Origin of the sequence: Sphingomonas sp. 10B4, assembly GCF_035019905.1 — a bacterium.
Taxonomy (GTDB): Bacteria; Pseudomonadota; Alphaproteobacteria; order Sphingomonadales; family Sphingomonadaceae; genus Sphingomonas; species Sphingomonas glacialis.
Map to the genome: position 1 here is coordinate 23,028 of NZ_JASJVC010000036.1, position 13,425 is coordinate 36,452.

The 13,425-nt window shown below is 67.0% G+C and carries 10 protein-coding genes and 1 tRNA gene; 5 read left to right on the forward strand and 6 right to left on the reverse strand.

The window, feature by feature from the left end; genetic code table 11:
- Positions 1–35: 35 nt before the first annotated feature.
- From QN347_RS12010 to QN347_RS12025, 4 genes are read left to right on the forward strand one after another with little or no spacing between them, the layout of a single operon-like run.
- Positions 36–3,602 (forward strand): hydantoinase B/oxoprolinase family protein, encoded by a 3,567-nt coding sequence (locus QN347_RS12010; RefSeq protein WP_322163910.1) that lies wholly within the window; start codon positions 36–38, stop codon positions 3,600–3,602.
- On the forward strand, positions 3,603–4,256 hold the full coding sequence (locus tag QN347_RS12015) for a DUF969 domain-containing protein (RefSeq protein ID WP_189674626.1): 654 nt from the start codon (positions 3,603–3,605) through the stop codon (positions 4,254–4,256).
- Entirely contained in the window at positions 4,253–5,194 is a 942-nt protein-coding gene (locus tag QN347_RS12020; RefSeq protein ID WP_322163908.1) for a DUF979 domain-containing protein, read from the forward strand. Before QN347_RS12015 ends, QN347_RS12020 begins: the two co-directional genes overlap by 4 nt.
- On the forward strand, positions 5,194–6,168 hold the full coding sequence (locus QN347_RS12025; RefSeq protein WP_322163907.1) for a DUF2891 domain-containing protein: 975 nt from the start codon (positions 5,194–5,196) through the stop codon (positions 6,166–6,168). The genes QN347_RS12020 and QN347_RS12025 overlap by 1 nt, the downstream gene beginning before the upstream one ends.
- Positions 6,169–6,551: 383 nt before the next feature.
- On the opposite strand, the gene QN347_RS12030 is transcribed toward QN347_RS12025, so the two are convergent.
- The 6 genes from QN347_RS12030 to QN347_RS12055 form a co-directional block, all read right to left on the reverse strand.
- Positions 6,552–6,627: transfer RNA gene (locus tag QN347_RS12030), tRNA-Lys, on the reverse strand.
- 109 nt (positions 6,628–6,736) lie between these two features.
- Positions 6,737–7,855: a rod shape-determining protein RodA gene (gene rodA, locus QN347_RS12035; protein ID WP_133188014.1), complete on the reverse strand. Its 1,119-nt coding sequence runs from the start codon at positions 7,853–7,855 to the stop codon at positions 6,737–6,739.
- A complete protein-coding gene (mrdA, locus tag QN347_RS12040) occupies positions 7,852–9,876 on the reverse strand; it encodes a penicillin-binding protein 2 (RefSeq protein WP_416194528.1) in 2,025 nt (674 codons plus the stop codon). The genes rodA and mrdA overlap by 4 nt, the downstream gene beginning before the upstream one ends.
- Before the next feature lie 77 nt (positions 9,877–9,953).
- Positions 9,954–10,463, reverse strand: a complete 510-nt coding sequence (mreD, locus tag QN347_RS12045) for a rod shape-determining protein MreD (protein WP_322163905.1) — start codon at positions 10,461–10,463, stop codon at positions 9,954–9,956.
- A gap of 7 nt (positions 10,464–10,470) precedes the next feature.
- Positions 10,471–11,388: a rod shape-determining protein MreC gene (gene mreC, locus QN347_RS12050; protein ID WP_322163904.1), complete on the reverse strand. Its 918-nt coding sequence runs from the start codon at positions 11,386–11,388 to the stop codon at positions 10,471–10,473.
- 120 nt (positions 11,389–11,508) lie between these two features.
- Entirely contained in the window at positions 11,509–12,555 is a 1,047-nt protein-coding gene (locus tag QN347_RS12055; protein WP_010186326.1) for a rod shape-determining protein, read from the reverse strand.
- 160 nt (positions 12,556–12,715) lie between these two features.
- Between QN347_RS12055 and mutL the strand changes: the two genes are divergently transcribed.
- On the forward strand, positions 12,716–13,425 hold a 710-nt coding region (gene mutL, locus QN347_RS12060), incomplete at its 3' end, for a DNA mismatch repair endonuclease MutL (RefSeq protein ID WP_323494039.1).

Below are 13,425 nucleotides of genomic sequence, written 5' to 3' on the forward strand. Positions count from 1 at the left end.
TCAAAGGATCTCCCGCTTGATCCTTCACTGCGGAAATGAGAAACGGACTGATGGTGCCATGGCAGTTCTGGATTGATCGCGGCGGTACCTTCACCGACGTCGTAGCGCGCAAGCCCTGCGGAAAAATCGTCACCGCCAAACTGCTGTCCGAAGACCCCGAGCGTTATGCCGATGCGGCGGTTGAGGCGATCCGGCGCCTGACCGGGCGCGTGGACGTGCCGCTCGAACTGCGCATCGGCACGACCGTCGCGACCAATGCGCTGCTCGAGCGCAAGGGCGAGCCGACCGTCCTGGCGATCACGCGCGGCTTCGGCGATGCGCTGCTGATCGGACACCAGGAGCGGGCCGACATTTTTGCGCGCGACCTGGCGCGTCCCGTGCCGCTGTTCGCGCACGTCGTCGAGATCGACGAACGGATCGCAGCGGATGGCACGGTGGTGACCCCGCTCGACCGCGACGCGGCGGAGGCCGGTTTGCAGGCGGCCTTTGCGGCGGGTTTCCGGTCGATCGCCATCGTCCTGATGCATGGCTATCGCTTCAGCGCGCATGAGGCGGCGCTGGCCGAGCTCGCGACGGCGATCGGCTTCACGCAAATTTCGGTCAGCCACCGCGTCGCGCCGCTGATCAAGCTGATCGGGCGCGGCGATACGACGTTGGTTGATGCGTATCTGTCGCCGGTGCTCGATCGCTACGTCGCGGGGCTGCACGCAGCGCTCGGCCGGAACGCGCTGTTCATGCAATCGTCGGGTGGCCTCGTCGATGGGGCACGCTTTCGCGGCAAGGATGCGATCCTGTCGGGGCCGGCAGGTGGCATCGTCGGGATGGCGGCGACCGCGCGCGCGGCCGGGTTCGACCGAATCATCGGGTTCGATATGGGCGGCACATCCACCGACGTGTCGCATTATGCCGGCAGTTACGAACGCGATACCGAGACGCTGATCGCGGGCGCTCGCATCCGCGCGCCGATGTTGCGCATCCATACCGTGGCAGCGGGCGGGGGCTCGATCTGCAGCTTCGACGGGCAGCGGCTGCGAGTGGGGCCGGACAGCGCAGGCTCGATGCCGGGGCCGGCCTGTTACCGCCGTGGCGGGCCGCTGACCGTCACCGACTGCAACGTGATGCTCGGCAAGGTGCGCCCCGAATTCTTCCCCGCGCTGTTCGGGGCGAAGGGCGACGAGCCGCTCGACCCGGCGGCAGTGGCCGCGCGTTTCGCCGAACTGCCGCTCGACGCCTATGCCGCCGCCGAAGGCTTCGTCGCGGTGGCCGTGGCGAACATGGCCAATGCGATCCGCAAAATCTCGGTCGCGCGCGGGCACGACGTCACTCGCTATACACTTGCCTGTTTCGGCGGCGCCGGCGGGCAGCATGCGTGTCTAGTCGCCGACGCGCTGGGGATGGATCAGGTGATGATCCACCCGCTCGCGGGCGTGCTGTCGGCGTATGGCATGGGGCTGGCCGATCGCCGCGTGCTGCGCGAGCGGACGCTGGGCGCGGGGATCGCGGACAGCGCGGCGATCGCCTCGGCCTTCGATATGCTGGTGGTCGAGGCGCAGCAAGCGCTGGTGGCGCAGGGCGTCGCACCCGACGCCGTCGTGGTCGAGCGCCGAGTCCACCTCCGTCGCGGCCAGACCGAACATACGATCGAGCTCGATTTTGGGGACACGGCGACGATGATCGCCGGTTTCGACGGCGCGCATGTCGCGCAGTTCGGTTTTGCCAGCACGCAACCTTTGATCGTCGATCGACTCGTCGCCGAAGCCGTCGCGAAGAGTCCGCCGGTCGAGACCATGCTGGTCGATCTGCCTGGTCATGCCGCCGCACCGCTGACCATCGTGCCGGTGCATATGGCGGGAGCGTGGCACGATACGCCAGTTATGGCGCGCGAGGGCGTGCCCGCCGGCCATACGCTCGACGGGCCCGCCTTGATCATAGATCCGATGTCGACCACGGTCGTCGAACCCGGCTGGCGCGCGCGCGTGGACAATCTCGGAAATCTCCTGCTCGATCGGGTCACCGCCCGACGCGTCGCCAGCTTCGGCACGCAAAGCGACCCCACCCGCCTCGCGATCTTTGCCGGACTGTTCATGAGCATCGCCGAGGAGATGGGCGCCGCGCTGCAACGCTCCGCCGCGTCGGTCAACATCCGCGAGCGGCTCGATTTCTCGTGCGCTCTGTTCGACGCCGGGGGCAATCTCGTCGCCAACGCGCCGCATATCCCGGTGCATCTCGGTTCGATGGGCGAGAGCATCCGTACGATCATCGCCGCGCGCGGCGGCAATGCCGACGGACGCGGTATCCGCCGCGGAGACGCCTATGCGCTGAACGCGCCGTATCGCGGAGGCACGCACTTGCCCGACATCACCGTCATCATGCCGGTCTTCGCCGCAGGATCGCCGGGTGGAAGCGGTGCGCCGGACTGGTTCGTCGCCGCGCGCGGCCACCATGCCGATGTCGGCGGGATTACGCCTGGATCGATGCCGCCCGACAGTGTTTCGGTCGAGCAGGAAGGCGTGTTGCTCGACGATGTGCTGGTGGTGGACGAGGGGCATTTCCGCGAAGCCGAACTGCGCGCGTTGTTCGCCAGCGGCCGCTATCCGGCGCGCAACATCGGCCAGAATATCGCCGATCTTGCAGCGCAGCTTGCCGCCTGCACGCGGGGCGCGGCTGGCTTAGCGCGGATCGCCGACGAATACGGTGCGGATGTTGTCAGCGCCTATATGGAGCATGTTCAGGCCAATGCCGATGCCGCGGCGCGCCGCCTGATCGCCCGGCTGGACGATGGCGCTTTCACCTATGCGATGGACGACGGTGCGGTCGTCAGGGTCGCCATCTGGATCGATCGCGCAAGCAGGACCATGACGATCGACTTCGCCGGAACCAGCGAGCAGCGGCCGAACAACTTTAACGCGCCGGTCTCTATCGTTCGCGCCGCTGTGCTATACGTCCTGCGCGTGCTGATCGATACCGAGGTGCCGCTCAACGATGGCTGCCTGCGCGGCGTGACGATCCGCGTGCCGGAAGGGTCGATGCTCAATCCGCGCTTCCCGGCGGCGGTGGTGGCAGGCAATGTCGAGACCAGCCAAGTCGTCACCGACGCGCTATTCGGGGCGCTGGGGGCAATGGCGGCGAGCCAGGGGACGATGAACAACTTCACCTTCGGCGACGCGACCTACCAATATTATGAGACGATCGCCGGAGGATCGGGGGCCGGCCCGGGCTATGACGGCACGGCGGTGATCCAAACGCACATGACCAACAGCCGCCTGACCGACCCCGAAATCTTCGAGACGCGTTTTCCGGTGCTGCTCGAAGCGTTCGCGATCCGCCCGGGTTCGGGCGGTGCAGGGGCGCATAAAGGCGGTGACGGGGGGCTGCGGCGCGTTCGGTTCCTGTCCGATATGACCGCTTGCATCCTCGCCAATCGCCGCCGCGTGCCGCCGTTCGGACTGCATGGCGGGTCGGCGGGCGCCGTGGGCGCTGCGCGCGTCGAGCGTAGCGACGGATCGATCGATCGCCTCGGATCGACGGCAAAGGTGGACATGCGGGCGGGAGACGTGTTCGTCATCGAAACGCCTGGCGGCGGCGGATTCGGAGGCGATTGAATGCTTGTTCTGGCCGGGATCGCGGTGATCGTCGCGGGCTTCCTGTTGCGCTTCAACCCGCTGCTGGTCGTGGCGGTCTCGGCACTGGTCACCGGCCTTGCCGCGGGGATCGCTCCGCTCGCGATCCTCGCTGCGTTCGGCAAGGCGTTCAACGCCAACCGCTTCGTCAGCGCGATTTATATCGTCTTGCCCGTCATCGGCCTGCTCGAACGCCATGGCCTGCAGGAGCGCGCGCGCGGCGTGATCGCGGCATTGCGGGGCGCGACGGTCGGGCGGTTGCTGATCGGCTATCTCCTGTTCCGGCAGATCACGTCCGCGCTTGGCCTGACCTCGATCGCCGGACCGGCGCAGAGCGTACGCCCGCTGGTCGCGCCGATGGCCGAGGCCGCGGCGGAGCGGCAAGGCGTCGCGCCGGGCGGCGACGCGATCCCCGCGCTGGCCGCCGCGACCGATAATATCGGACTGTTCTTCGGCGAGGATATCTTCATTGCAATTGGATCGATCTTGCTGATGAAGGGTGTGCTGGAGGGCTATGGCATCGTCATCCAGCCGCTGCATCTGTCGCTCTGGGCGATCCCGACGGCGGTCGCGGCGCTGATGATCCATGGGGGCCGCCTGTGGTGGCTCGACCGCCGCCTGGCGCGTGGCACATGATCGGCACGAATTTCATCTACACCGTTGCCGGGCTGATGTTCGCGATGTTCGCATCGCTGAGCGCGACCGATCGCAGCAATCCGAAGCGCTTCGGCAGCGCCTGTTTCTACGCCTTGCTTGCGGTCAGCTTCACAATCGGTGACCGGATCGGCGATATCGGGAATGGTGTCCTCGTCCTTGGTCTCGTCGCAATCGCGGGCACTGGAGCGATGGGACGCGGCGCGCGCGGCACCACCGGCGCGGTCGAGCGACAGGCGGACGCGACCACGCGCGGCAATCGGCTGTTCCTGCCCGCTCTGGTCATTCCCGCGACGGCTATGCTGGGCACCCTTGCCTTCAAGGCCATGCCCGCGCTGGTCGATCCCAAGCAAATCACGCTGGTGGCCCTCACGTGCGGCGTCCTGCTCGCGCTGGCGATCGGCTACGCCTGGTTCCGGCCGAGCCCCGCCACGCCGTTTGCCGAGGGGCTGCGGCTGATGGACGGTGTCGGCTGGGCGGCGGTGCTGCCGCAAATGCTGGCGAGCCTCGGCGCGGTGTTCGCGCTCGCCGGTGTTGGGCACGTCGTCGGCGATATTGCCGGCGCCGCGATCCCCGAGGGCAGCTTGATCGGCGCGGTGCTCGTCTACGCGCTTGGCATGGCGGCCTTCACGATGGTGATGGGCAATGCCTTCGCAGCCTTTCCGGTGATGTTCGCGGCGGTCGCGATGCCGCTGCTGATCGGCCGCCATCACGGCGACCCGGCAGTCATCGCGGCGATCGGCATGCTCGCCGGGTTTTGCGGCACGCTGATGACGCCGATGGCGGCGAACTTCAATCTGGTGCCCGCCGCCCTGCTCGACCTGAAGGACAGGGGCGCGGTGATCCGCGCGCAGGTGCCGACCGCGCTGCCGCTCTTGGTAGTCAATATCGCATTGCTCTACTGGCTGGGATTTCGCTGATGCTCGATGCTGCCACCGCCGAGCGGTTCGCCACGCTGACGCTTGGCCATTTGACGCGCGAATGGCCCTACAAGCTCGATCAGGTCCTCAACGGCCCGGCCGATCTTGCGCTCCCCGCGACGCTGCACCCGATCTTCCATGGGAGCTTCGATTGGCACAGTTGCGTCCATGGCTGGTGGCAAGTGATGCGGCTCGCCCGCCTGTTCCCTACGATGGACCAGGCAGCCGCGATCGAAGCGTTGGCGGATCGGATGCTGGTGCCGCACCGCGTGGCGGGCGAGGTCGCCTATCTCGATCGACCGATGACCGGCGGGTTCGAACGCCCGTACGGCTGGGGCTGGCTGCTGGCGTTGCATGACGAGCTCGCGTTGCGCCCCGATCGGCCATGGGCCGCGGCGCTGGAGCCGCTTGCGCGGGCCTTCGCCGTGCGCTTTGCCGCCTATTTACCCAAGCTCTTGTATCCCGTGCGTAGCGGCAAGCATGACAGTACGGCCTTCGCGCTGATCCACGCGTTGCGGTGGGCGCGAACGCATGACGCGGCCCTTGTCGGGGTGATCGAGGCGCGATCAAGACTTTGGTTCGGTGCGGACCGCGCGGCGCACCCATGGGAGCCGAGCGGCGAGGACTTCCTGTCCGCGACTTTGTGTGAAGCGGTCTTGATGCAGGACGTGCTTGGCGCGGATTTTCTGGCGTGGCTTGGCGCCTTCCTGCCGCATCCCTACGGCGCACCGACCGCTTGCTTGCGCACGCCGGCCGTCGTCACCGATCGCAGCGACGGTCGCCTCGCCCATCTCGACGGCCTGAACCTCGCGCGGGCTTGGTGCTGGCAGCGCCTCGCCGACGATCTACCCGAGCCAACGTCGGCCCGCGTGATCGCCCACGCACACCTCCAAGCCGCGCTGCCCCATCTCGCGGACGATTATATGGGTGAGCATTGGCTAGCGACGTTCGCGCTTCTTGCGATGACGGACTGACGCAACGGTTTGATCGACGACGCGATGCGCAAACCGGTAAAACGGAACGGCGGTAAACCCGCTGCTTGCGCTGCTTGGGAGCGGGTTGCCAGACATCAGCTTTATCCGGCCAAATATGGAGCGCAATCGTGCTAAACGAATAAGCGCTGGGTGACCGACTATCTTGTGGTCCGACGCCCCTAGTAGATCGCTCCAAACTCGCGATCTGAACGAATGGCCGGTTTTGGGGAGCGCTGACGCGGCGCGGAACGTCCGCCATTGGGTCCGATTGGTCCTCACCCACCGCAATCGCGACCGACTGACTTGCACACCTAAATGTTACCCGTGGCGTTACCCCGCGAGGTAAAACAACTCCACCCGATCACTCTAACGTGTTGAAGTTATGGTGGACGCACTTGGGCTCGAACCAAGGACCCGCTGATTAAGAGTCAGCTGCTCTACCAACTGAGCTATGCGTCCATATCGCGGCGATCTGCGAGGCGCTTGGTGGCGCGACCGCTGCGGGAGGCGGTCGATTAGCAGCGTCGCCGCGCGATGCAAACCCTTTTTGTGCAGAGCGGCAAAAAAACTACCAGCGCACCGGCGAACGGCGGTTGGTCCGGTCGATCGACATCAGAATCCCGAGGCACAGCATGAAAGTCATCTGGCTCGATCCGCCGTTGCTGATCAGCGGCAGCGGCACGCCGACCACCGGCGCCATCCCCATCACCATCGCCATGTTGATCGAAACATAATAGAAGATCGTCGCGGCAAGCCCGGCCGCGGTCAGCTTGGCGAAGCGCGATTGCGCCTGCATCGCAGTCGACAGACCCCATTGCACGATCACGAGGAACGCGATGATCAGCAGCACGCCGCCGACCAGCCCCCATTCCTCCATCATCGTCGCGAGCGCGAAATCGGTATGCCCCTCGGGCAGGTAATCGAGATGGCTTTGCGTACCGTTGAGAAAGCCCTTGCCGAAGATCCCGCCCGATCCGATCGCGATCTTCGACTGGCTGATATGGTAGCCGATCCCGAGCGGATCGCTTTCGGGGTCTAGGAACACCAGGATGCGGTTGCGCTGATAGCCGTGCAGCACGAAATTGACCGCGAGCGGAACCGCCGCGCCGAGCGCGAGCGCGCCGCCGATGAACAAGCGGAGCGGCACGCCTGCGAGGAACATCACGGTGATGCCGCCGATCATGATCATCAATGCGGTGCCGAGGTCGGGTTGCTTCATCACCAGCGCCGCAGGAACCAGGATCAGCAGCGCCGCGGGCCAGATCGCGCCGAAGCGCCGCGTCTCGTTGGGCGGCAGCAGATCGTAGAATTTGGCGCAGGTCAGCACGATGCAAGGCTTCATCAGCTCGGACGGCTGGAGCCGGAAGCCGATCCCGAGATCGAGCCAGCGCTGTCCGCCGCCGCGGATCGCACCGACGAGCTCGACGAGCACGAGCATCACGCACAGCGCGCCATAAGCAGGAAGCGCGGCATTGCTCCACACCCGCTCGGGGATGCGCGACAGCACGATCGCGCCGCTGAGGAAGACGAAGAAGCGGATGCCTTGCGACAGCGCCCAAGGGCGAATGCTGCCGCCCGCCGCCGAATAGAGCACGAGCGAATCGAAACAGCCGATCGCGAGGACGAGCAGCAGAATCTTCCACGGCAATTGCGCGAGCGGGGCAGGGACGAAACTCAGACCGCTCATGGGACATCCCGCTCGGTGGTGCCGTCCTCGGCGACGGTGTTGCCGTGCGCGGCGGTGTTGGCGAGCTCTTCTGCGGTCGCGACGTCGGCCGCGGCGGCGGCTTGCACCGCGGGCGCGTCGGTCGGGGCGCTCGCACCGAATTCGGTCTGCGCGCCGACCGCGAGCGGCGGCGCGTTGGCGGCGGCGCGGTAGGCCGCGGTCTCGGCCGCCATGCGCGTGTGGATGTCGCCACCCCAGGTCGCCTCGCCCTCGATCAGCGACGCCATCGCGCGGTCGCGATCGAACAGATATGTCATGATGTCGCGTGCGATCGCGGGCGTATCGAGATTGCGCACGGTATGGCCGCCATGTTCGAGCACGACGGCGATCGCGTAGCGCGGCTTGTCGTGCGGCGCGAAGCCCTGGAACAGCGCGTGATCGCGCATCTTGAAGGGGAGTTGGCCATTCTTGAGCACGCCGCCCGCGCGCTCGGCCATGGTGATCCGGCGGACCTGCGCGGTACCGGTCTTACCCGCGAGCGCGACGCCCGGGATGAGCATCCGCGCCGCGCCGCCGGTCCCGCCGCCATTGACCACGCCCCACATCGCCTGGTGGATCGTATCGAGATGCTCGGGCGCGAACGGCAGGGCAGGGGCGCCGTGGCGGACATCCGCCGCCAGGATGCTCGGCTGGAGCGCGCGACCCGAGGCGAGCCGCGACGCCATCACCGCGAGCTGAAGCGGATTGGAGAGCACATAGCCCTGGCCGATCGACGCATTGAGCGAATCGGCGACGGTCCATTGCTGCTTGTAGCGGCGCAGCTTCCACGCCGTATCGGGGACGGTGCCATAGCGCTGGCTGTTGAACGGCAGCTCGAACTTCTGCCCGAGCCCGAGCGACCGCGCGACCGGGGCGACATGATCGTAGCCGAGCCGCCGGATCATCTCGTAGAAATAGATGTCGCAGCTCTGCATGATCGCATTCTTGAGATCGAGCGCGCCGTGCCCGCTCTTCTTGTGGCAATGGAACACGCCCGTGCCGACGCGCAGCGCGCCCGAGCAGACGACGCGGTCCGACGCCGGCACGCCCGCACCGAGCAGCGCGAGCCCGTTCATCGGCTTGACGGTCGAGCCCGGCGGGTAGAGCCCCTGCAGCACTTTGTTCATCAAGGGCACGTGGTCGTTTTCCGACAGCATCTTCCATTCGAGATGGCTGATCCCGTCGGAGAAATTGTTGGGATCATAGGCTGGCATCGACACCATCGCGAGCATCTCGCCCGTGAGGCAGTCGATCACCACCACCGAGCCCGACTGCGTGCCGAGCCGGCGTGCGGCATAGTCCTGCAGCCCGGCATCGATCGTCAGGCGCGCGTTCGCGCCGGGCTGATCGGGCCTGGTGGCGAGCTCTGCGACGAGCTTGCCGCGCGCAGTGACCTCGACACGCTTCTGTCCGGCGACGCCGCGCAGCTGCTTCTCGAGCGTCTTTTCGAGGCCGTCCTTGCCCAGCTTGAAGCCCGGCGTGACCATCAGTTGGTCGTGCGTCTGCTTATATTGTTCGGCCGAAGCCGCGCCGACATAGCCCGTCAGATGCGCGACCGCCGCGCCTGCGGGATAGCTGCGCGAGAAGCCGCGCGTCGGGGCGACGCCGGGCAGCTCGGGCAACCGCACGCTGACCGCGGCAAAGCGCTCCCAATCGAGATTTTCCGCGACCTGAACGGGCTGGAACCCGGCGGCATGTTCGAGATCGGCGACGAGCCGGTCCATTTCCTCGGGCGGCAGCTTGAGCAGGTCGCGCAGCAGCGCGAGGACATGGTCCTTGTTCTCGAGCCGGTCGGGGATGATGTCGACGCGGAAATCGGTGCGGTTGTTGGCGATCGGCGCGCCGTGGCGATCGACGATCCAGCCGCGGCGCGGCGGCACCAGCGTCATGTTGACGCGGTTGCTCTCCGACTTGAGCGTATATTGCTCGTTCTCGACCACCGCGAGCCACGTCATCCGCCCGGCGAGCGCAAGGCCGAACACGCCCTGCGCCGCGCCAAGCATCACGGTGCGCCGCGAGAAGCTGTAGCTTTGCGCGGCCTCGGTCGCGACGCGGCCGCTCGGGCGAAAGGCGCCGCCGCTCACAACTCCTCCTCGTCGTCGCCGAGCAGCGTGCACAGCCGGACCACCAGCGGGAACAACAGGATCGACACCGCGATCTGCAGCATCAGCCCGGTATCGACATGCGCGCCGATCGGCGATGCGACCAGACGCCCGAGGAGCAGGCAGAAGGCGATCGCGCCCGCCGCGATCAGCCAGTCCTGCCAAAAATCGCGATAGACGACGCGCTGGTCGATCAGGTCGATCATGAACAGGCACAACGTCCAGAACAGCATCGCGTTGCCGAGCGGTTGCCCGCTGAGCAGATCATCGAAGAAACCGAGCGGCAGCGGTGCCCAGATGCGCAGGCTCTCGGGTTTCGTGAGCCGCCAACCGAGCAGCATCAACAAGCCGAACGGCGGCAGCACCGGGAAACTTGCGACCATCGGCCACAGGGTCAGGGCCGATCCGATCGCGACGGTGATCGCGGGCACGAACCGGCGGAAGCTCTGGTCGGGGACCTCGTCGAATGGGCCGCGGGCTTGCCTCATCGCGCGCTCACGGCTTCTTCTTGGGCGGACGCGGCGTGGCCGTCGCCTTGGGCTGCGGCGCGGGGACTGGGATCGGCGGCGCGGGCGGCATGAAAGCGCGCTGGACGAGCGCATAATCGACCGTATCGGCCTGCGTGAACGCGCGCGCAATCGAGGCATCTCGTCCACGCCGCAGCACGCGCGCGACGGGGACGTCGGGCGGATAGATGCCGCCCGTCCCCGACGTCACGAACACATCGCCCGGCGCGAAATCGGTCGTCGCCGAAGCGACCGACTTGACGTCGATCAGCCCGTCGCCGCGTCCGGTCGCGAGCGCGGGCACGCCGTCGCGCGTGCGGCGCACCGGCACGACGCTTTCCGGGTCGCTCAGCAACAGCACGCGCGCGCTGTTTGGCCCCGCCTCGAGCACACGGCCGATCAGCCCCTCGGGCCCGCGCACCGGCTGGCCGCTTGCGACGCCCTGCCAAGATCCAGCGTTGAGCACGGCAACGCGGCGCGTGCTCGACGCCGACGAGCTGACGAGCCGCGCGGTGACGACGGGTTCCGATATCCGTTCGCGGACCCGGAGCAAGGCGAGTAGGCGGCGGTTCTCATAGGAGAGCGAGCGCGCGCGCAGGAACAGCGCATGCTGCGCGGCAAGCTGCTTGCGCAGCGCGGCGTTCTGGTCGTGGACCGCGAAATAGCTGCCGATCCCGCCGGGAATCGCGCCGATCCCGCGGCCGATGCCCGCCAGCCCCGAGGACAGCGGGGTGCTCACTTCGGCAACGCTCGCGCGCAGTGCTGCAAAGGCGACGGGGTCCAAAGTCGACAAGGCAAGCAGCACCGCCCCGACGAGCGACCCCGCTACGGCGACGACATATCCTGCAAAAAGGCTGTATTGCGCCCGCCGCGAAAACCCCGGACGCCGATTGCGAGGCGGCGCCATCATACCCCCATCAAAAAGCCCGAGGGCTAGTAAAAACCTTGTTTCGCCTTACGCGATGTGCTGCGCCCTGAGTAGGGTCAATCCCTCGGCCCAGACCGCGCAAGCGCTCACTTCACCGCGTCACGCGCTGTGGAGGACGCCGCGATAGACCGGATCCTCGAGCGCGCGGCCGGTGCCGAGCGCGACGCAGGTGAGGGGGTCGTCGGCGATCGTGACGGGCAGGCCGGTCTCGTCGCGCAGCACCTCGTCGATGCCCTTGAGCAGCGCGCCGCCGCCGGTGAGCACGATGCCCTGGTCGACGATGTCGGCGGCAAGCTCGGGCGCAGTGTTCTCGAGTGCGATGCGGACGCCCTCGACGATCTGGCCGACGGGCTCGGAGAGCGCTTCGGCGATCTGGCCCTGGTTGATCTGAATTTCCTTGGGGACGCCATTGACGAGATCGCGGCCCTTGACGTGGATCGTCAGACCGATGCCGTCCGCCGGCGGCTTGGCGACGCCGACTTCCTGCTTGATCCGCTCGGCGGTCGCATCGCCGATCAGGAGGTTGTGGTTGCGGCGGACGTAGGAGACGATCGCCTCGTCCATCTTGTCGCCGCCGACGCGCACCGAAGTGGTGTAAGCGAGGCCGCGCAGCGAGAGCACGGCAACTTCGGTCGTGCCACCACCGATGTCGACCACCATCGAGCCGATCGGCTCGGTGACGGGCATGTCGGCGCCGATCGCGGCGGCCATCGGCTCCTCGATCAGCCAGACCTGGCTGGCACCGGCGTTCGACGCGGCATCGCGGATCGCGCGGCGCTCGACCGAGGTCGATCCCGACGGCACGCAGATCACGATCTGCGGCCAGCGCATGAAGCGGCGTTGCCCGCCATGCACCTTGTGGATGAAGTGCTTGATCATCTGCTCGGCGACGTCGATGTCGGCGATGACGCCGTCGCGTAAGGGGCGGATCGCCTGGATGCTGTCGGGGGTCTTGCCCATCATCAGCTTGGCGTCGTCGCCGACGGCCTTGACGCGCTTGACGCCATTGAGCGTCTCGACCGCGACGACCGACGGTTCGTTGAGCACGATGCCCTTGCCGCGCAGATAGACCACCGTGTTGGCGGTCCCCAGATCGATCGCCATGTCATGGGAGGAAAAGCGGAAGAGATTCGAGAAAAAGCCCATGGATCGTTCCGTTTCACGCCGGACTTAGTGAACTGCCGACAGGTCGCACAATATCGTGACGTCGCTTACAACCAAGGCGTTCAGCGCGGCGGTGAAACCGCTCTGATACGTGGTGGAATGCGGGTCGCGGGAGGCCTGCGATTGGGCTAGAGCCTGCACCATGTCAATACGCCGCCTGCCCGAACATCTCGTCAATCGTATCGCTGCCGGTGAAGTGGTCGAAAGGCCCGCCAGCGCGTTGAAGGAGCTGGTCGAAAATGCGGTCGACGCTGGCGCCACCCGCATCGCTGTGCGCCTGGCGGGCGGGGGAACCGACCTTGTCGAGGTAACCGACGACGGCTGCGGCATGACGCCCGAAGACATGGCGCTCGCGCTCGAGCGGCACGCCACTTCGAAGCTTCCCGACGAGGCTATCGAAAACGTCAGCACGCTCGGCTTTCGCGGCGAGGCGTTGCCCTCGATCGCGAGCGTCGCGCGGATGACGCTCGAGAGCCGGGTGCGCGGGAGCGAGGGCTGGGCGCGGGTGGTCGATAATGGTGTCGTGCTGTCCGAAGGGCCCGCAGCGATTCCCCCGGGGACGCGCGTGCGTGTCGAGGGTCTGTTCGAGCGCGTGCCGGCGCGGCGCAAGTTCCTGCGCTCGCCGCGAAGCGAATTCGCCGCGTGCCTCGACGTGGTCAAGCGGCTCGCGATGGCGCGGCCTGATATCGGCTTCTCGGTCGAGCATGACGGGCGGCGCTCGCTCGGCGTGACCGGCGGCGAGACGCTCCCCGACCGCGTGGCGGCGCTGACCGATCGCGGGCTGGTCGACAATGGGGTGGGGATCGATTTCGTCCGCGAGGGGATCGGGCTGCTGTCTCTTATACACATCTC